Annotated in this window: 19 protein-coding genes; 6 read left to right on the plus strand and 13 right to left on the minus strand. The window is 66.3% G+C overall.

Annotated features, from left to right (window positions below; all coding sequences use genetic code 11):
- Positions 1 to 107 precede the first annotated feature (107 nt).
- Entirely contained in the window at positions 108 to 1,841 is a 1,734-nt protein-coding gene (locus tag ACZ1I2_RS00645; protein WP_465175463.1) for a PHA/PHB synthase family protein, read from the minus strand.
- A gap of 112 nt (positions 1,842 to 1,953) precedes the next feature.
- Between ACZ1I2_RS00645 and ACZ1I2_RS00650 the strand changes: the two genes are divergently transcribed.
- Complete coding sequence (locus ACZ1I2_RS00650) at positions 1,954 to 3,159, plus strand: LL-diaminopimelate aminotransferase (protein ID WP_465171509.1); 1,206 nt, start codon at positions 1,954 to 1,956, stop codon at positions 3,157 to 3,159.
- 79 nt (positions 3,160 to 3,238) lie between these two features.
- Positions 3,239 to 3,667 carry an acyl-CoA thioesterase gene (locus ACZ1I2_RS00655; protein WP_465171508.1) on the plus strand — a complete coding sequence of 143 codons (429 nt, stop codon included), beginning with the start codon at positions 3,239 to 3,241 and terminating at the stop codon, positions 3,665 to 3,667.
- Between the two features lie 111 nt (positions 3,668 to 3,778).
- On the opposite strand, the gene ACZ1I2_RS00660 is transcribed toward ACZ1I2_RS00655, so the two are convergent.
- Positions 3,779 to 4,258, minus strand: a complete 480-nt coding sequence (locus ACZ1I2_RS00660; protein WP_465171507.1) for a winged helix-turn-helix transcriptional regulator — start codon at positions 4,256 to 4,258, stop codon at positions 3,779 to 3,781.
- Between the two features lie 130 nt (positions 4,259 to 4,388).
- On the opposite strand from ACZ1I2_RS00660, the gene ACZ1I2_RS00665 reads away from it, so the two are divergent.
- Complete coding sequence (locus ACZ1I2_RS00665) at positions 4,389 to 4,706, plus strand: CC_3452 family protein (protein WP_465171506.1); 318 nt, start codon at positions 4,389 to 4,391, stop codon at positions 4,704 to 4,706.
- An 80-nt stretch (positions 4,707 to 4,786) separates the two neighbouring features.
- Positions 4,787 to 6,877: a RelA/SpoT family protein gene (locus ACZ1I2_RS00670; RefSeq protein ID WP_465175462.1), complete on the plus strand. Its 2,091-nt coding sequence runs from the start codon at positions 4,787 to 4,789 to the stop codon at positions 6,875 to 6,877.
- Positions 6,878 to 7,011: 134 nt separating this feature from the next.
- On the opposite strand, the gene ACZ1I2_RS00675 is transcribed toward ACZ1I2_RS00670, so the two are convergent.
- Together ACZ1I2_RS00675 and ACZ1I2_RS00680 are read right to left on the minus strand one after the other, a co-directional pair.
- Positions 7,012 to 8,718 carry a hypothetical protein gene (locus ACZ1I2_RS00675; RefSeq protein WP_465181551.1) on the minus strand — a complete coding sequence of 569 codons (1,707 nt, stop codon included), beginning with the start codon at positions 8,716 to 8,718 and terminating at the stop codon, positions 7,012 to 7,014.
- Between the two features lie 126 nt (positions 8,719 to 8,844).
- Positions 8,845 to 8,979 (minus strand): hypothetical protein, encoded by a 135-nt coding sequence (locus ACZ1I2_RS00680; protein WP_465175460.1) that lies wholly within the window; start codon positions 8,977 to 8,979, stop codon positions 8,845 to 8,847.
- Between ACZ1I2_RS00680 and ACZ1I2_RS00685 the strand changes: the two genes are divergently transcribed.
- Entirely contained in the window at positions 8,978 to 10,003 is a 1,026-nt protein-coding gene (locus ACZ1I2_RS00685) for a glycosyltransferase family 2 protein (protein WP_465175459.1), read from the plus strand. The two genes, ACZ1I2_RS00680 and ACZ1I2_RS00685, sit on opposite strands and share 2 nt — an antisense overlap.
- A gap of 155 nt (positions 10,004 to 10,158) precedes the next feature.
- Here the strand turns inward: ACZ1I2_RS00685 and ACZ1I2_RS00690 are convergent, their stop codons facing one another.
- Together ACZ1I2_RS00690 and ACZ1I2_RS00695 are read right to left on the minus strand one after the other, a co-directional pair.
- The gene (locus ACZ1I2_RS00690) at positions 10,159 to 10,890 is read right to left on the minus strand and encodes a class I SAM-dependent methyltransferase (RefSeq protein WP_465171502.1); all 732 of its coding nucleotides are present in this window, start codon (positions 10,888 to 10,890) and stop codon (positions 10,159 to 10,161) included.
- A 1-nt stretch (position 10,891) separates the two neighbouring features.
- Positions 10,892 to 11,275, minus strand: coding sequence for a GtrA family protein (locus ACZ1I2_RS00695; protein WP_465174029.1), 384 nt, complete (start codon positions 11,273 to 11,275; stop codon positions 10,892 to 10,894).
- A gap of 86 nt (positions 11,276 to 11,361) precedes the next feature.
- Here ACZ1I2_RS00695 and ACZ1I2_RS00700 point away from each other — a divergent pair, with 86 nt between their 5' ends.
- Positions 11,362 to 13,191: an AcrB/AcrD/AcrF family protein gene (locus ACZ1I2_RS00700; protein WP_465181552.1), complete on the plus strand. Its 1,830-nt coding sequence runs from the start codon at positions 11,362 to 11,364 to the stop codon at positions 13,189 to 13,191.
- Positions 13,192 to 13,311: 120 nt separating this feature from the next.
- Here the strand turns inward: ACZ1I2_RS00700 and ACZ1I2_RS00705 are convergent, their stop codons facing one another.
- The 7 genes from ACZ1I2_RS00705 to ACZ1I2_RS00735 all read right to left on the minus strand — a co-directional run bounded on the left by ACZ1I2_RS00705 (position 13,312) and on the right by ACZ1I2_RS00735 (position 17,829).
- Complete coding sequence (locus tag ACZ1I2_RS00705) at positions 13,312 to 13,932, minus strand: MarC family protein (protein ID WP_465174028.1); 621 nt, start codon at positions 13,930 to 13,932, stop codon at positions 13,312 to 13,314.
- An 11-nt stretch (positions 13,933 to 13,943) separates the two neighbouring features.
- Positions 13,944 to 14,546, minus strand: a complete 603-nt coding sequence (locus ACZ1I2_RS00710) for a Cif family virulence factor (protein WP_465171500.1) — start codon at positions 14,544 to 14,546, stop codon at positions 13,944 to 13,946.
- Entirely contained in the window at positions 14,543 to 15,418 is an 876-nt protein-coding gene (folD, locus tag ACZ1I2_RS00715; protein ID WP_465171499.1) for a bifunctional methylenetetrahydrofolate dehydrogenase/methenyltetrahydrofolate cyclohydrolase FolD, read from the minus strand. Before folD ends, ACZ1I2_RS00710 begins: the two co-directional genes overlap by 4 nt.
- Complete coding sequence (locus ACZ1I2_RS00720) at positions 15,415 to 15,717, minus strand: DUF167 domain-containing protein (RefSeq protein WP_465171498.1); 303 nt, start codon at positions 15,715 to 15,717, stop codon at positions 15,415 to 15,417. The genes folD and ACZ1I2_RS00720 overlap by 4 nt, the downstream gene beginning before the upstream one ends.
- Before the next feature lie 3 nt (positions 15,718 to 15,720).
- A complete protein-coding gene (locus tag ACZ1I2_RS00725) occupies positions 15,721 to 16,026 on the minus strand; it encodes a YggT family protein (protein ID WP_465174027.1) in 306 nt (101 codons plus the stop codon).
- A gap of 72 nt (positions 16,027 to 16,098) precedes the next feature.
- Positions 16,099 to 16,998: an acetylglutamate kinase gene (gene argB, locus ACZ1I2_RS00730; protein WP_465171497.1), complete on the minus strand. Its 900-nt coding sequence runs from the start codon at positions 16,996 to 16,998 to the stop codon at positions 16,099 to 16,101.
- 189 nt (positions 16,999 to 17,187) lie between these two features.
- Entirely contained in the window at positions 17,188 to 17,829 is a 642-nt protein-coding gene (locus ACZ1I2_RS00735; protein ID WP_465171496.1) for a queuosine precursor transporter, read from the minus strand.
- Positions 17,830 to 17,887: the final 58 nt, after the last annotated feature.

The following is a 17,887-nucleotide window of genomic DNA, read 5'->3' on the forward strand; positions in this document are numbered from 1 at the left end:
TTACTTGTTGCACTGCAATATAGCGCATGCTGCGCGTTCCGCAAGGCTTTTTGTTGCACCGCAACATAAGCGTCATGCTACAGGTGTAGCGTAACGATTCGAAAGACTTAGCGCGCCCTCACATAGCTGCCGGGCGCGTCCTCGATCACCGTTAGGGGGCCTTCGCCCGGCTTGCGCGCGCCGCTGACCGGTACGGTCGAGTCGTCCTGCTGGTGCAGCCAGCCGAGCCAGTCGGGCCACCAGCTGCCCTTGGTCTCGGACGCGCCCGCAACGAACTCGGCGAGCGTTTCGGCGGGCTTCGGATTGAGCCAATATTGATATTTGCCGAGCGCCGGCGGGTTCACCACCCCCGCGATATGCCCCGACCCGGCCAGCACGAACTTCACCGGGCCGGTGAAGATGTGCGTGATGTTCCACACGCTCTCCGCCGGAGCGATATGATCGTCACGGCCGGCCTGGACATAGGCGGGCGTCTTCACCCGAGTCAGATCGATCGGCGTCCCGCCGGCCGACAGCATGCCGGGCTTCACCAGCAGATTGTCGCGGTAGAGATCGGTCAGATAGCTCATATGCCACTTGGCCGGCAGGTTGGTGGTGTCGCCGTTCCAGTGGAGCAGATCGAACGGCGTATAATCCTGGCCGAGCAGGTAATTGTTGGTGACGTAATTCCAGATCAGGTCGCGCCCGCGCAGCAGGTTGAAGGTCAGCGCGAGATAGCGGCCGTCGAGGAAACCCTCGGGCGAGAGCGTGGCGATGGTCTTGAGCTGTTCGTCGTCGACGAAGTTGAGCAGTTCGCCAGCGCGAGAGAAATCGACCTGAGCGGTGAAGAAGGTCGCGCTTTTCACCTTGTCCGCCTGTTCCCGCGCGGCGAGCACCGCAAGCGTTGCGGCGAGCGTCGTGCCGGCGACGCAATAGCCGATGGCATGGACCGCATCGACCCCGAGCCCCTCGCGCACCGAATCGATCGCGTCGATCTGCGCCGCGACATAATCGTCCAATACCACGTCGCTCATGCTGGCATCGGCGGATTTCCAGGAGACCATGAAGACGGTGATGCCCTGGTCGACCGCCCAGCGGATGAAGCTCTTCTCCGGCGTGAGATCGAGGATGTAGAAGCGGTTGATCCAGGGCGGAAAGATGACCAGCGGCACGGCCAGCACCGTCTCGGTCGTCGGGGAATATTGGATCAGTTCGTAGAGCGGGGTGCGCCTGACCACCTTGCCCGGCGTGGTCGCGAGGTTGCGGCCAAGCTCGAACGCGTTGGGATCGGTGTGGGTGAGCTGGCCCTTGGCGAGATCGGCCAGCATGTTCTGCAGGCCCTTGAGCAGATTCTCCCCGCCCGTCTCGATCGTCTTTTCCAGCACCACCGGGTTGGTGACGGGGAAATTGCTCGGGCTCATCGCCTCGAGAAAACCCCTGGCGGCGAAGCGGAGCTGCTCCTTCTGGCGATCGTCCACCCCCGCCAGCGCATCGACATTGGCGAGCATGTGATCGGAGATCAGGAAATAGCTCTGGCGGATCCAGTCGAACAGCGGATTGTCGCGCCATTGCGGGGCGGCGAAGCGTTTGTCGCGGGCATGCCTGCCGTCATCGGCGGGCGGCGCCTGGGGATCGAGGAAGCGCTGCCAGAGAGTGAGGCTGTCCGTCCAGAAGGCTTCCGCGCGCGCGATCGTCGCGGGATCGTTGAGGCCGGGAATGACCGGCACACCGAGATCGCGCTGCTCGGCCGCGGCGGTCGAGAGGCCGCTTTCCAGCATCATCTGCTGCGCGCGGCCCATCACCCAGGTCCAGTGCTGGAGTTCCGCGAGGCTGGGCAGGTCGGGGGCGTCGGATTCGGCCATGGTTTCCTCGGGTGGCGAATTTCGACCACCCTAACGCACGAGGCGATGTCCGTCATTCCCGAGCGGGCGCAAATAAACTAAGGGTCGTCGCTCCTCCAACCGGAAGTGAGCCATGTCCGACGATTTCTACCGCATCAAGCGCCTGCCCCCCTATGTCATCGCCGAAGTGAATGCGATGCGGGCGGAAGCGCGCGCGGCAGGCGAGGACATCATCGACCTGGGCATGGGCAATCCGGACCTGCCACCGCCGCCGCACGTCATCGACAAATTGTGCGAAGTGGCGCGCAAGCCCGATGCGCATGGCTATTCGGCGTCGAAGGGCATCCCCGGGCTGCGCAAGGCCCAGGCCGGCTATTACCAGCGGCGTTTCGGCGTCGAGCTCAATCCCGATACCGAAGTGGTGGTCACGCTCGGCTCCAAGGAGGGCCTGGCCAATCTCGCCCAGGCGATCACCGCGCCGGGCGACGTCGTGCTCGCGCCGAACCCGAGCTATCCGATCCACACCTTCGGCTTCATCATCGCAGGTGCCACGATCCGCAGCGTGCCGACCACGCCCGACGAGCAGTATTTCGAGGCGCTGGAGCGGGCCATGGCCTTTACCGTGCCGCGTCCGAGCGTGTTGGTGATGGGCTATCCGTCCAACCCGACCGCCGAAGTGGTCGACCTGGCGTTCTACGAGCGGGTCGTGGCGTTCGCGAAGGAGCACAAGCTCTGGGTACTGTCCGACCTCGCTTATTCCGAGCTCTATTATGACGGCAAGCCGACACCCTCGATCCTGCAGGTGCCGGGCGCGAAGGACGTCGCGGTCGAGTTCACCTCGCTGTCCAAGACCTATTCCATGGCCGGCTGGCGGATCGGCTTCGCGGTGGGCAATCCGCAGCTCATCTCGGCGCTGACGCGGGTGAAATCCTATCTCGATTACGGCGCCTTCACCCCGATCCAGGCCGCCGCGGTGGCCGCGATCAACGGGCCGCAGGATATCGTCGAGCAGAATCGCCAGCTCTATCAGCGCCGCCGCGACGTGCTGATCGAGAGCTTCGGCCGCGCCGGCTGGGACATTCCGGCGCCCCGCGCCTCGATGTTCGCCTGGGCGCCGCTGCCGCCGGCACTGGCGCATCTCGGCAGCCTGGAATTCTCCAAGCAGCTGCTCACCCATGCCAAGGTCGCGGTCGCGCCGGGCGTCGGGTACGGCGAGAATGGCGAAGGCTATGTGCGCATCGCGATGGTGGAGAATGAGCAGCGGCTGCGCCAGGCGGCGCGCAACGTGAAGCGCTATCTCCAGAGCATGGGCGTGAACACGCCGGCGCGCACCGGCTGACCGCCGGCGAGCAGGGCGGGGGAGCGGGGCCGGGGGCGATCGGATTGACGGCGGGGCCGGCGCGGGCCATCGCCGCCGCATGACTCGCCCCGGCTTCGCCTTCTCCACCCGCCTCAAGGTCCGCTATGCCGAGATCGACGGGCAGAAAGTGGTCTTCAACTCGCGCTATCTGGAATATGCCGATGTCGCGGCAACCGAATTCTGGGACTGGACCGGGATCAGCGACACGCTGGGGGCCGCCTGGACCGAGACCGAATTCCATGTCCGCCGCACCGAGATCGATTATCTGAAGCCGTTCGTGTTCGGCGATTCACTCGACGCCTTCGTACGGATCGAGCGGATCGGCACGTCGAGCATGACTCAGCGGTTCGAGCTGTGCCATGCGGTGACGGGCGATCTGCACACGGTGATCGACATGGTCGTCGTCAATGTGCACCTGCCGACCGGCAAACCGGTCGCGATCGGCGCCCCAATCCGGGCGTTCCTGGAAGGGTTGCGGCAGGAGTAGGAACATGTTCCGTTCGGGCTGAGCTTGTCGAAGCCCTGCCCTTTCTCTGAAACGAAGAAGTGCAGCCCTTCGACAAGCTCGGGGCGAACGGGTGGTTTAAGTCCCCGCCCCCTATTCCGCCGCGCGCATCTCGGGTTCGTGCACGACATCCTCGGCGAGTGCCCAGAGCAGGTCCTGCTTGGTCAGCACCCGCCCGTCCCAGGCGCGCACCTCGATCGGGCCGATCGGGCGCATGTCGCGCGCGTCGACCAGCACCGGGGTGGCGGGCATGCCGGTCTCCCAGCGTTCGCCCCATTGCCGGAGCGCGATCATCGTCGGCAGCAGCGCCGCGCCCTTCTCGGTCAGGCGATATTCGATCTTGCGCCGATCCTCCGGCATCGCCTCGCGCGTCAGGATGCCGTGCTCGACCAGCCGGGCGAGCCGATTGGCGAGGATATTGCGCGCGATGCCGAGCTCCGACTGGAACTCCTCGAAATGATGGAGGCCGTTGAAGGCGGCCCGCAGGATCATGAAGCTCCAGCGTTCGCCCATGGCCTCGAGCGCGGCAGGCAGGCTGCAAACGCTCAGTACTTCACGGATTTTACCGCCCATCTCGTTCCTCTCGACCCATGGAGCCTAACCCAAATCGCTCGTCATGGAAATGACATATAAGTTTTCAGTTGCAACTTACTACCTAATGCAGTAGGTAGTGATTCGCAACTGGATTCAAGGAGGACTAACAATGACCCGCATTCTTTCAATCGCTGCCGCGCTCGCCGGTTCCGTCATGGCGCTGTCGCCGACCGTCGGCATCGCGCAGGGCCCGGGCGGCTATTACACCGCGACCCCGGTCGCGCAGCCGGCCAAGACCAGCTTCATTACCAACAATGTGATGTGGAAATGGCGCGACACCAATTTCACCGCGAACAAGACCAGCGCGCGCGACAACATCGTCTGCCAGATGATCGTGCAGCGCGCCGGCGCGCTGAGCGAGTTCACCGCCGGCGGCCAGGCGTTCGACGCCGAGGCGCTCGCCAAGTGCAACGCCCGCGCGAAGTGATATCCCCTCGGCCGCGGCAATCGTACTGCCGCGGCCAGCTTTTTGTTGCAAAGCAACAGTTCGCGGCCCCATCTTAAGGCGTGCTGCGCCAATATGAACTTGTAGACCGGGTCCTCGACTATGACCCGCAAGCCGACGAGGCGCTGCTGAATCGCGCCTATGTCTTCTCGGTCAACGCGCACGGCACGCAGAAGCGCGCCTCGGGCGACCCCTATTTCAGCCATCCGATCGAGGTGGCCGGCATCCTGACCGAGCTGCATCTCGACGACGAGACGATCGCGACCGCGATCCTGCACGACACGGTCGAAGATACCGTCGCGACGATCGAGGAGATCGAACGGCTGTTCGGCCCCGCGGTCGCGCGGCTGGTCGACGGTGTCACCAAGCTGTCGAAGATCGAGGCGCAGACCGAGAATGAGCGCGCCGCGGAGAATCTGCGCAAATTCCTGCTCGCCATGTCGGACGATATCCGCGTGCTGCTGGTCAAGCTGGCCGACCGGCTGCACAATATGCGGACGCTCCACTACATCCCCAACCCCGACAAGCGCCGCCGCATCGCGCGCGAGACGATGGACATCTATGCCCCGCTCGCCGAGCGGATCGGCATGTACGAGTTCATGAAGGAGATGCAGACGCTCGCCTTCAAGGAGCTCGAGCCGGAAGCCTATGAATCGATCACCAAAAGGCTGACCCGGCTCAAGGAAGGCGGCGGTGACCGGATCGCCAAGATCGGATCGGGGCTGAAACTGCTGCTGTCCCGCCACGGCATCGACGCCGACATCTCGGGCCGCGAGAAACACCCCTATTCGATCTGGAAGAAGATGGCCGAGCGGCACATCAGCTTCGAGCAGCTTTCCGACATCATGGCGTTCCGCGCAATCGTGCCGACCGAGGAGGCCTGTTACCAGGCGCTGGGCGTGATCCATCGCCGCTGGCCGATGGTGCCGGGGCGGTTCAAGGACTATATCTCGACCCCCAAGCGCAATGGCTATCGCTCGCTCCACACCAGCGTGATCCATGCCGACAATACCCGGGTCGAAGTGCAGATCCGCACCGAGGAGATGCATGAGGAGGCCGAGCTCGGCCTCGCCGCGCACTGGGCGTACAAACAGGACAAGGTACGCCCCGAGACTCAGGTGAGCTGGATCCGCGACCTGGTCGAGATTCTCGACAATGCCGAGAGCCCGGAAGAGCTGCTCGAGCATACGCGCATGGCGATGTACCAGGACCGGATCTTCGCCTTCACCCCCAAGGGCGAGCTGCACCAGCTGCCCAAGGGCGCGACGCCGATCGACTTCGCCTATGCCGTGCATACCGATCTGGGCGACCAGGCGGTCGGCGCGAAGATCAACGGGCGCGTGGTGCCGCTCAAGACCAGCATCGAGAATGGCGACCAGGTGCAGATCCTGCGCTCCAAGGCGCAGGAGCCCCAGGCCAACTGGCTGAGCTTCGCCATCACCGGCAAGGCCCGCGCCGCGATCCGCCGCCATTTGCGGTACAAGGAGCGCGAGGAGACTCAGGCGCTCGGCCGCAAAATCTATGACGAGATCCTGTCGCACCTGCCCGCGCCGCTGGCGGCAGGGGCGATCGGCGCGGCGCTGAAGCGGTTGAAGCTGCCCGACGAAGCCGCGCTGCTGGAGGCGATCGCACGCCGCCGCATCACCGACCCCGAAGTGATGGAGGCGCTGATGCCCGGCTCCGGCGGCACCGCGACAGCACGGGCGACGCCGATCCAGACCAGCGCGATCTCGATCAAGGGACTGACCCCGGGCGTCGCGTTCGACCTGGCCGAATGCTGCCACCCGGTGCCGGGCGACCGGATCGTCGGGCTGCGCCGCCCGAACGAGGGCATCGAGATTCATGTGATCAACTGCCCGCGGCTCGCCGACAGCGACGATGCCGACTGGGTCGATATCGCCTGGGGCGACAAGACCGAGGGCGCGACCGCGCGCATCTCGGTCGAGGTGAAGAACGAGCCCGGCGCGCTGGGCGTGATCGCGACGATCATCGGCGCGCAAAAGGCCAATATCGTCAACATGCGGCTCGACAATCGCGACACCGGATTCCACACCAACACGATCGATGTGGAGGTGCACGACCTGCATCACCTGACCCGGCTGATCGCAGCGCTGCGCGCGGCCGACGCGGTCAACATGGTGGAGCGGGTCTGACGATCGGCGACGCGCGCTTGGACGATCAAGTCCAGATATTTATGCTATGGTTCAATGCCCTGAATTAAGCCCAGGACGTAACGACCAGCAGTCGGGAACGCGGTGGAGGTCGGAGCAGCGAGCCGTCAGGCCCCTCATCGCCACCAGCCTGTCCGCGCGATCGGAACAGCGACATCGATCCGGCCGAGACAGACCAGCGGTATGCGGCGCTCCTCGCCTGGCCGCGCCAGCGTGACGGCGAAGCGGAGGACGGCCGGATCGTCCTGCGGCGGGGTGGCGGCATGCCAGTCAAGCAGCGCGTCGGTCACTTTCCGGCGGAATGCGTCGACCGGGACTGAGCCTTCCGACACGTCCGGGGACAATGCGAGGACGGCGTCCGCCAGGCATATCGGAACGCCGACGTCCGCCTGACTGTCGCCGATGCCCAGCGAGACCCGCCAGGACGCTTCGATGTCGATATGGATATCGCGAAGCGCGGGGCCCGTCGGCACCGGCTCGGGCAGCAAGGACGCGAACAGATCGCCCATCGCCTCCGACAGCGTCGCCGCCCCCGCTCCGATCCGGAAAGGATGCGATGGCAGATCGGCCAACGGAACCAGGGGTTCCAGCCCTTTCACCAGCGGCGTCGTGTGGATGAACGCCGGATCGACCAGGGTGCCGTCGGGCGAGTCGGGCGGCGCCAGATTGGCGTTGCGCCGCGCTTGAGCCGCGACATCGACCTTTCGCGCCTGGATCATGGGCGGCATGGCCCAGGTGAAGGTCAGCGGTCCGCCCGCAGGATGAGCGGCTAAGGCCCGATAGCTGTCGCAGGCCTGGCCGGGCCCGGCCGGCGCGACGAAGCCGGTGATCGCCGGCCATGGCGGCATCCCGTCGTCGCCGGGAAAGCGCGTGACGCGAAGGTCCGGCAGCGTCCGGAAATCGACGGCGTAGCGCCAGATGGCCGCGCCAGCGGATGCCGTGTCGACATCCGCGCGCTCGATCGGCAAGTCCCGCGCGCGCCAGTCCGGCCATGTCGAAACTACATCGCCGATCAGCGCGTCCCATCGTTCCAGCGCGGCGCGCGCCACGGTCGCGCTGCCGCCCGCCAATGCCGCCGCGAGCTGCGGTGCGATCTGCGGCCACTCGACGATTGTCCGGGCCAGCGCGTCGAACAGGGTCGTGGCCGCGGCCGCCCGGGGCATTATCGCCCCGATAGCCGGCCCCGTCGCCGGATCGACCGGAGACGGATCATTCATGATGAGAGACAGCAGCATCTCGTCCTGGGCGGCCTGCGAGGTTTCGATCGTGACCACGCAGTCCCATAAAAGTGCCGCCGCGATCGACACCGGCGCCGGCGCGGTGACGGCGCCCATGGCGCGGATCGAGGGCGGTCGCGGCCCGAACGGCAATGGGGCGCCGTTTCCATCCGGGGCATAGGCAGTGCCGAGACGGTCGAGCAGGGCCTGGCGGAAGAGCGCGCGCGCCTCTTCCATCGCGGGCACCTGACCGGGGACGACAAGGACGGGGAGCAGAGTCGATGCGAGGATGTCGGCGAGCTGTTGCTTGTGCCCGGCGAGCGAGGCCGCGCGATCGGGATCGAGCGCGACGATCGCCGCGCGCATGCCCGGCGCGAACAACCCGTCGACGGCGTCGAGGAAGATGGCGGCCCAGGCCGTCATGTCGATGTCGGTGAAGACATGCACAGGATCGGGCGACCGGATATCGCTGTTGTCGCCGACCCAATCGTCCCCATAGCTGCGCACCGCCACGCTTCCCGACAACAAGCGCGTCGAAACCGGTGCCGGCGCAAAGCCCCAGGGTCGTGTAGCGCCGGGCGCGCCTTCATCCGATCGAGACATCATGATCCCCAGTTCGACGGCCAAGATTTATCGCATGTTTCCCGACCGCAGCCGCATGCTCATGGGCCTGAGCACAGTGTGATCATCGCACGGCCCGTGCAAGGGATATGGCGCCCCGGAGGCTGATCCTCAGGCCTCGTTCCAGGACAGCGGTTCGTCGAGCGTGGCGACGACCGTTCTTGAAAGGCGGCGATCCGGCTCCGCTTGATCCAGCGCAATCTTCCGATGACGGGGGGATGAGTTGCCGTTAAACAGCGCGCCCATGCATCGTCCCGCCCTTTCCGTCGTCGTCCCCTGCTATAACGAGGCAGCCTGTCTCGATGCCCTGCATGCCCGCGTCGCCGCGGCGGCGCGCGCGGCGGTGGGCGAGGATTTCGAAATCCTGTTCGTCAATGACGGCTCGCGCGACGAAAGCTGGCAGGTAATGCAGCGGATCGCCGCCGCCGATCCGCGCCTCGTCGCGATCAACCTGTCGCGCAACCATGGCCATCAGCTCGCGCTGACCGCCGGCCTCGATCTCTGCGCCGGCGAGCAGATCCTGATCATCGACGCCGACCTGCAAGATCCGCCCGAGCTGCTCACCGACATGCGCAAGGCGATGACGGAGCAACAGGCCGACGTGGTCTATGCCGTGCGCCGCAAGCGCGAGGGCGAGAGCATCTTCAAGAAAGCGACCGCCGCGATCTTCTACCGCATGCTCGACCGCATCACCGACACGCCGATCCCGCTCGACACCGGCGATTTCCGGCTGATGAGCCGGCGGGCGCTCGACGCCTTCCTGTCGCTGCCCGAACAGGCGCGGTTCATCCGCGGCATGGTCGCGTGGATCGGCTTCCGCCAGATCCCGTTCGTCTATGACCGGGCCGAGCGCCATGCCGGCGAAACCAAATATCCGCTCGGCAAGATGGTCCGCTTCGCGCTCGACGCGGTGACCGGCTTCTCGACGGCCCCGTTGCGCTTCGCGAGCCATGTCGGGCTGGCGCTGACCGGCGCCTCGCTGCTGCTGTTCGTCTATATCGCGATCGGTTTCTTCACCGGCAGCGCCGTGCAGGGCTGGACCTCGACCATGCTGGTGGTGGTGCTGCTCGGCGCGGTGCAGATGTTCGTGCTTGGCATGATCGGCGAATATCTCGGCCGGCTCTATGTCGAATCGAAGCGGCGGCCATTGTATCTGGTCGCCGACATCGCCGGCCCGGTGCAGGGGCGGGCGACGCTCGGGTACCGCGCGGAGGTGGCTGCGCCAGCCGGGCGACCCGATGTCGCCGAGGGCCCGCCGAAGGGCGAGTAAGGCCGGATCGACACGGTCAGACCAAAACACTTCTTCGTCATGCCGGACTTGTTCCGGCATCCATCGTTCCGCAAGCGCCGCAGTCGTTGCGTGTGCGGAGCGACGGACCCCGGAACAAGTCCGGGGTGACGATCAGGGGATGGTCGCCGGAGCGCCTATTTCGCCGGCGACGCCAGGGTGATGATCGAGACGCCCGGTGACAGCGGCACGCGGCCGACGAGGTGGCGTTCGAAGCGGAAGATCTTTTCGAACAGGGTGTTGACGATCTTTGGCGGCGGCGAATCGTCGCTGTCATCCTTGCCGGTCAGCCGGCCGGCCAGCCGTGCCGCTGCGGCGAGCGGGAAGAGCAGCGAGTTGAAATAGCCGAGCTTGCGGGGCTCGAGCCCCGCCGCGCGGATGACCCTGACCAGCCCCGCCTTGGAATAGCGGCGATGATGATGGTTCACCACGTCGTGCGCGCTCCACATCCATTGATGCGCCGGCACCGTGATCAGGATCTTGCCGCCCGGCTTCAGACATTCGGCCATGGCCTTCAGCGCGCCGACATCGTCCTCGATATGCTCGACCACGTCGAGCACCGCGATCAGGTCATAGGCGCCGCGCTCGACCCCGGTCAGCGCCGGGAGCGGCGCCGCGCCGACCTCGCGGCCGAGCCGGGCGCTCGCGATCTCGCGCGCGGCGGGATCGATCTCGATCGCGTCGATGCGGCCGAAGGCGGCGAGCATCGGCAAATTGTGGCCGGTGCCGCAACCGATCTCCAGGATGCGGGCATTGGCAGGCAGATGGCCCTCGCGCGCCAGATACTCGGCCAGGATGTCGCGGCGCGCCCGGTACCACCAATGCGTGGAATCGTGCGCCGCCATGCGGTCATAGACGATTCTGTCCATATCAGCCGAACACCCACCAGCGATTGAGCGCAAAGGTCGCGAGCGGAATCACGAAGACCACGGGGATCAGCGGCACCCAGACCGGTTGATGCAGCAGGCCAGTGATCAGCCAAGTGAGCAGCGCGTTCAGCACCAGGCCGAAACCCTGCACCGCGACGAACTTCGCATGCTGGCGCCCGCTCGAATCGCGCGTGCCGTGCCCCTTGAAGCTCCAGGCGCTATGCAGGAAGAAACCCGCCGTCACCGCGACGGCGAAAGCGAAGGGGACCGCATAGACCGCCTGTCGCGCGGGGAATACCCAATGCGTCAGCGGCAGATAGACCGCCGAATAGATGACGGTCGAAATGCCCCCGGCAATGCCGAAGCGAATGAGCTGGCCGAGCATGCCGCTCGTCCGCCAGGTCTCGATCTGTCTGATAATCGCCGTCACGCGTACCTTGCCCTTTACGCGCGCCGCACTAGAGCGCGAACGTGACCGAGGGAAGCCCTTTGCAAAACACGACCGATCGTCCTCTTGTCCGCGAGCTGGACAGATATTGGCTGCGGCTGACCCTGATCGCCTGGCTGGCGGTCGGCATCTGGTTCATGATCGACCGGTGGAACGCGATCCACTGGCTGTCGCTGGGCGACACCGACGACAATATGCGGCTCGCCCAGGTGCGCGCGCTGATGAATGGCCAGGGCTGGTACGATCTGCGCCAGTACAAGCTCAATCCGCCGGGCGGGTTCGACATTCACTGGAGCCGGATCGTCGACCTGCCGATCGCCGCGCTGATCCTGCTGTTCAAGCCGTTCGTCGGCGTGGCGGAGGCGGAAAAGCTGGCCTGCGGCATCGCGCCGATCCTGCCACTGTCGATCGCGATGATCGGCATCGCCGCCACCGTGCGCCGGCTGGTCGGCGGGATTTCCTGGCCGCTCGCGCTGGTATTCCTGGTGGCGGGTTGCACCTCGACCATCCTGATGTTCATGCCCGACCGGATCGATCACCATGGCTGGCAGCTCGCCATGCTGAGCCTGACCGTCGCCGGCCTTGCCGACCGCATGGGCGCGCGCGGCGGGGCGATGGTGGGTGTCGCCAGCGCGGTCTCGCTGACCATCGGGCTCGAGCTGCTGCCCTATGCGGCGATGGCCGGGGCGATCATCGCGCTGCGCTGGATCCAGGACCGCGGCGACGTGCAGCGCATGACGGTCTATGCGCTGACGCTCGGCGGCGGCTCCGCGCTCGGCTATGCGCTGTTCGGCTCCTACGCAAACGAAGTGCTGCGCTGCGATGCGCTCACGCCGGTCTGGCTCAGCGTGATGGTCGCGGCGGGGGCGTTGCTGTTCGTGCTTGGCCGGATCAACCCCGAACAGCGCATGGCCCGGCTGTCGCTCGCCGTGGTGGCGGGCCTGATCATCGCCATCGGCTTCGCCCTGGTCTTCCCGCAATGCCTGGGGCGGCCCGAACAGGTCTCGCCTGAGCTTGCCCGCAACTGGCTGGACAATGTCCGCGAGGCCCGGCCGATCTACAAGCACGCTTTCCGCACCGCCTTCCCGATCGTGACCTTGCCGGTGATCGGCATCATCGGCGCCTGCATCGCCACCTGGCGCGCGCGCGGCACGCCCCGGTTCAACGGCTGGATGCCGGTGCTGCTGTTCTGCAGCTTTGCCGCGCTGATGCTGTTGTGGCAGGCGCGCGCCGGGCCGGCCGCGCAGCTGCTGGCAGTGCCGGGCGCGACCGCGCTTGCCTGGATCATCCTGCCCTGGTGCCTGGGCCATCGCTCCGTCCTGGTGCGTGTACTTGGCACCGTCACCGGGCTGCTGGCGGTGTCCGGCCTGTTTTCCGGCCTCGTCATCAAATATTTCAGGATCGATCCACCAAGCGCGCGGGTGCAGATCGTCAACAATGCCAGCGGCCGCTGCCCGACCATCCCGGCGCTCGCCCCGCTCGACAAGCTGCCGGCGCAGACGATCTTCACCTTTGTCGATCTCGGTCCGCGGCTGATCACCATCACGCACCACAGCGCGATCGCCGGCCCTTATCACCGCAATGGCGACGCGATCCTCGACGTGCAGCACGCCTTCAAGGGCACGCCGGAGAATTTCCGCGCGATCGCGAAGCGGCACGGCGCCAGCTTGCTGCTGATCTGCCCCAACATGGCGGAATCGACGATCTATCGCTCGCGCGCGCCGGGCGGCTTCTACGACCAGCTGGCGCATAACAAGGTGCCCGCCTGGCTCGAGCAGCTGCCGCTGCCGAAGAAATCGCCGCTGCGCCTGTTCCGGATCCATTATGAGGATGGGGCTGAACGCCCCGACTAGCCCCATTTCGGTTCGTGTCGAGCGACGTCGAGACACATTGGCTGGCGGTATCGCATGCCAGGTTTCTCGACTGCGCTCGAAACGAACGGTGAAGGGTACAACCGCCTGAGCGAAGCGGTTCTACAACAGGCTGATCCGTACCCCGTCGATCACGAACTGCACGGCGAGCGCCGCGAGGAGCACGCCGAGCAGCCGAGTGATCACCGCCTCGATCTTGACGCCGAGCACGCGCATGATCGGCCCCGCCGCGAGCAGGGCGAGCAAGGTCAGCGCCAGGATCGTCGCCAGCGCGGCGAGCACGACGAGGGTGCGCTCGATCCCGTCATTGCGGCTCATCAGCAGCATGACCGAGGCGATCGAGCCGGGGCCGGCGATCATCGGCATGGCCATGGGGAAGATTGAGACGTCCTCGACCTCGGGCGTCTCGGCGACCTTCGCCGCTCGGTCCTCGCGCCGCTGCGTGCGTTTCTCGAACACCATCTCGAGCGCGATCAGGAACAGCATGATGCCGCCCGCGATGCGGAAGCTCGCCAGGCTGATGCCGAGCGCGCGCAGCAGATCCTCGCCGAACAGCGCGAAGACGAACAGGATCGCCGAGGCGACCAGAACCGAGCGGACCGCCATGGCGCGGCGATGCGCCGGCGACGCGCCCTTGGTCAGGCCGGCATAGATCGGCGCGCAGCCCGGCGGATCGATCACCACGAAGAAGGTGATCAGCGAGGAGACGTAGAGCGCGATCAGGCCTGACGTGCTCACTGCGCCGCGATCCGGTCGGTCATGACCGGTTTCATGACGCGCCCGTCCCACAGCCAGACGTCGAAGCTGCGCGCGCCATCCGGGGCGACGTGCCAGCGCCAGGCGAGCGTGCGGTCTTCCGACTGGCCCTCGGCGGTCTCACCGTCGCGGTAGCGCACCGCGGCGACGGTGGAAGGGCTGCCCTTGCACGAGCCGCGGCGAATCTTCGGCGCGTCGCCGGCGGGGCGCGGTTTGGCGAGGCCATCGCCGCCGTCCATCGTCCATTTCCAGCCGCCATCGGCCTGACGCTGCCAGACGGTCGAAAAATAGCCGAACGCGTCGCCCTTCGGCCTGATCCACGGGCCGGTATTGACCGCCAGCGCGCCGTCGCACGAGACATAGCTGTCAGCCGCCCACCACATCAACGCGGCCGGCGGATCCTTGCGGTCCCTGAGAAAGTCCTGCGTCTTCACCGGCTGGGGCGCAAACATCACCGCATCCTCGGTCGCGTAGCGGCGGAACGCGGTCCATTGCCCCTCGGCCTGGGCGGCGTTGGCAAAGGCGCGCTCGGCCTGCGCCGCGGTCTGCGGCACCGCCGCGGCGAGGAGCAGGACGATCACAGCGCGTCCTTGTCGTAGGGCACCTTCATGCGGCGATGCGCCGAGACCAGCGTGTTACGCAGCAGCACCGCGATCGTCATCGGCCCGACCCCGCCGGGCACCGGGGTGATCGCGCCGGCGACGCTGGCGGCACCGGCGAAATCGACATCGCCGACCAGCCCATCCTCGGTCCGGTTGATGCCGACATCGATCACGGTCGCGCCGGGCTTGATCCATTCGCCGCGGATCATCTCGGGCCGGCCGACCGCCGCCACGACGATATCGGCGCGGCGCACCACGCTCGACAGGTCCTTCGTCCTGGAATGCGCGATGGTGACGGTGCAGCTTTCCTTGAGGAGGAGCTGCGCCATCGGCTTGCCGACGATGTTGGAGCGGCCGATCACCACCGCGTCGAGCCCGCCGAGATCGCCCAGCCGGTCCTTGAGCAGCATGATGCAACCGAGCGGAGTGCAGGGCACGAAGCCGTAAAGGCCGGTCGCGAGCCGGCCGGCATTGACCGGGTGGAATCCGTCGACATCCTTGTCCGGGTCGATCCGGGTGGTGACGACCCGCTCGTCGATATGCGCCGGCAAGGGCAGCTGGACGAGGATACCGTCGACATTCGCATCGGCATTGAGCCGGTCGACCAGCGCGACCAGTTCGTCCTGCGGGACATCGGCGGGTAGGCGATATTCGAAACCCGCCATGCCGGCGTCCTTCACCGCCCGGCCCTTAGAGCGGACATAGACGGCGGAGGCCGGATCGTCGCCGACCAGCACCACCGCGAGCCCGGGCGGGCGGCCGGCGGCGGCGACAAACGCCGTCACCTGCTCGGCGATGCGACCGCGCAGGGCCAGGGCAAAGGCTTTTCCGTCGATGATGTCAGCGCTCATGGCGCCGCCTCATAAAGACTGGCGGCGATTTTCGCCAGCAGCGCAGGCTCGCCCGCGATGGCAAGCCGCTTCAGCCGCGCAGTCTCTCCGGCGACCAGGCTGACGTCGCGTTTCGGCACGCCGAACGCCCTGGCGACAAGGGCGACCAGCGCCGCATTGGCCGCGCCCTCGACCGGCGGCGCGTTCAGCCGCGCCGCGAAATGATCGTCGGTTCCAGCCGCGAGAATGTCGCGGGAGGACCTGGGCGTGACACGAACCGCAATCGCGATGCCGTCCGGCCGGAGCGCCCAGGCGGGCATGGTTCAGACGACCGGCGCCGCGACGAGTTGGGCATAGATGGCCGGCACGATGATGTTGGACAGGATGTAGAGGATGAGCAGGACCACGAGCGGCGACAGGTCCAGCGCACCGAAATCGGGCAGAATCCGCCGGATCGGGCGATAGAAGGGCTCGGTGATTTTCCGCAGCGCTTCCCAGATTTGACGGACCGTGTCGTTATGGGTGTTGATCACGTTGAAGGCGATCAGCCAGGACAGGATCGCCTGGATCAGGATGATCCAGGTGGCGACGTTGAGAAGCACCTGAACGATCTGAAGAAGGACGAGCAAAAGGGCCAAGGCGGGTCTCCGGGTCGAGTGGAAGCCAAGCCTAGCGAAACGCGGTCGTTTCGAACAGGCCGTTCAGCGCCGAACCAGCGTGCCCGCACCGCGCCGGGTGAAGATTTCCAGCAGCATCGCATGCGGCACCCGGCCGTCGAGGATGACCGCGGCGTCGACCCCGCCCTCGACCGCGGCGACGCAGGTCTCGAGCTTCGGAATCATGCCCCCGCTGATCGTGCCGTCGGCACGCAGCGCAGCGATGGCGTCGGGATTCAGGTCCGTCATCAGCTCGCCCGACTTGTCGAGCACGCCGACCACGTCCGTCAGCATGAACAGGCGCTGCGCGCCCAGTGCCGAGGCGATCGCGCCGGCCATGGTATCGGCATTGATATTATAGGTCTGGCCGTCCGCCCCTTGCGCGATCGGCGCGACCACCGGGATGATGCCGGCGGTCGACAGGGTGTCGATGATCCGCCGGTCGACGCCGACCGGTTCGCCGACGAATCCGAGATCGACATGGCGCTCGATGCCCTGCAGCCGGTCGGGGGTGTTGCGGCCGACCTTCTCGGCGGTGACGAAACCGCCATCCTTGCCGGAGATGCCGACCGCGCGGCCGCCGGCCTGGCCGATCCAGCCGACGATTTCCTTGTTGATCGATCCGGCCAGGACCATCTCGGCGATCCGCGCAGTCTCCGCATCGGTGACGCGAAGCCCGTCGACGAAGCGCGATTCGACGCCCAGCCGCTTCAGCATCGCGCCGATCTGCGGCCCGCCGCCATGGACGACCACCGGGTTGATCCCGACCGCCTTCATCAGCACCACATCCTCGGCGAAATCGCGCGCCGCCTCGGGATCGCCCATGGCGTGGCCGCCATATTTCACGACGAAGGTCGCGCCGGCATAGCGCTGCATATAGGGCAGCGCCTCGACGAGCGTTTCGGCCTTGGCGAGCAGGGCGGGATCGGGGGAGTGATCGGTCATGCGGGCCCCATAACCGGAACGTCAGCTTGGTGAAAGCTACTACCCCTCTCCCTTCGGGGAGAGGCAAGCTGAGCAGCAGCGAGAAGGAGAGGGCTCGGTCGGAACGGGCCATGGGACCAAAGCCGGCCGTTCCGACCGAGCCCTCCCCTCGCCGGCTTCGCCGTGCGTCCCCTCCCCTACGGGAGGGGTTTAAGAGCGCGCTGCGTCCAGGCGGCGGCCGAGCCAGACGAAGAAGGTGATCAGGAACGGCACCAGCACGATCGACAGCACGACCTTGGCGAGCATCTGGCCGCCCATCAGGCCGAGGATCGGGCGTTCGCCGTAGAAGGATATCGAGATGAACAGCACGGTATCGACCACCTGGCTGACGATGCTGGCGATCATGCCGCGGAGCCAGAGCAGCTTGCCGGTGCCCTCCCGCAGCTTCGAGAAGATGAAGATGTTGAGCGTCTGCGAGATGCCGTAGGAGATCAGCCCCGCGATCATCATCCGCGCGCTTTGCCCCACCACGATCGGAAAGGCCTCGATCGCCGGCGGGTACATGCCCGGATCGGTCGGCAACGCCAGCACGACCTGAATCAGCGCCGCCGAGACGATCAGCGGCACGAAGCCGAAGCGGACCAGCATGTCGCCCGCCTTGCGGCCGTGCAGTTCGGTCACCGCGCTGCCCATTACGACCAGCAACAGGAAGCCGAAGATCCCGGCCTCGACCGCGAGCGGACCGAGCTGAACCTGTTTGACCCCGAGCACGCCCGCGATGCAGACCATGCCGCCATAGAAGATCGAATAGACGAAGAGCGAACGCGGGATCGCGGGAGGGGTCTGAGTCATCGCCGGGACGCTACCGCCTTTTACGCGCACGTCAAACCGCCACTAGCCCAATCGCGTC

It is taken from the genome of Sphingomonas sp. BL-S-29, from assembly GCF_055521495.1.

What these genes read in the sequence shown, in the direction of transcription:
- ACZ1I2_RS00645 (WP_465175463.1), bottom strand. Translation starts at nt 1,841, where the DNA reads ATGGCCGAATCCGACGCCCCCGACCTGCCCAGCCTCGCGGAACTCCAG.
- ACZ1I2_RS00650 (WP_465171509.1), top strand. Translation starts at nt 1,954, where the DNA reads ATGTCCGACGATTTCTACCGCATCAAGCGCCTGCCCCCCTATGTCATC.
- ACZ1I2_RS00655 (WP_465171508.1), top strand. Translation starts at nt 3,239, where the DNA reads ATGACTCGCCCCGGCTTCGCCTTCTCCACCCGCCTCAAGGTCCGCTAT.
- ACZ1I2_RS00660 (WP_465171507.1), bottom strand. Translation starts at nt 4,258, where the DNA reads ATGGGCGGTAAAATCCGTGAAGTACTGAGCGTTTGCAGCCTGCCTGCC.
- ACZ1I2_RS00665 (WP_465171506.1), top strand. Translation starts at nt 4,389, where the DNA reads ATGACCCGCATTCTTTCAATCGCTGCCGCGCTCGCCGGTTCCGTCATG.
- ACZ1I2_RS00675 (WP_465181551.1), bottom strand. Translation starts at nt 8,718, where the DNA reads ATGATGTCTCGATCGGATGAAGGCGCGCCCGGCGCTACACGACCCTGG.
- ACZ1I2_RS00685 (WP_465175459.1), top strand. Translation starts at nt 8,978, where the DNA reads ATGCATCGTCCCGCCCTTTCCGTCGTCGTCCCCTGCTATAACGAGGCA.
- ACZ1I2_RS00680 (WP_465175460.1), bottom strand. Translation starts at nt 8,979, where the DNA reads ATGGGCGCGCTGTTTAACGGCAACTCATCCCCCCGTCATCGGAAGATT.
- ACZ1I2_RS00690 (WP_465171502.1), bottom strand. Translation starts at nt 10,890, where the DNA reads ATGGACAGAATCGTCTATGACCGCATGGCGGCGCACGATTCCACGCAT.
- ACZ1I2_RS00695 (WP_465174029.1), bottom strand. Translation starts at nt 11,275, where the DNA reads ATGCTCGGCCAGCTCATTCGCTTCGGCATTGCCGGGGGCATTTCGACC.
- folD (WP_465171499.1), bottom strand. Translation starts at nt 15,418, where the DNA reads ATGAGCGCTGACATCATCGACGGAAAAGCCTTTGCCCTGGCCCTGCGC.
- ACZ1I2_RS00720 (WP_465171498.1), bottom strand. Translation starts at nt 15,717, where the DNA reads ATGCCCGCCTGGGCGCTCCGGCCGGACGGCATCGCGATTGCGGTTCGT.
- argB (WP_465171497.1), bottom strand. Translation starts at nt 16,998, where the DNA reads ATGACCGATCACTCCCCCGATCCCGCCCTGCTCGCCAAGGCCGAAACG.
- ACZ1I2_RS00735 (WP_465171496.1), bottom strand. Translation starts at nt 17,829, where the DNA reads ATGACTCAGACCCCTCCCGCGATCCCGCGTTCGCTCTTCGTCTATTCG.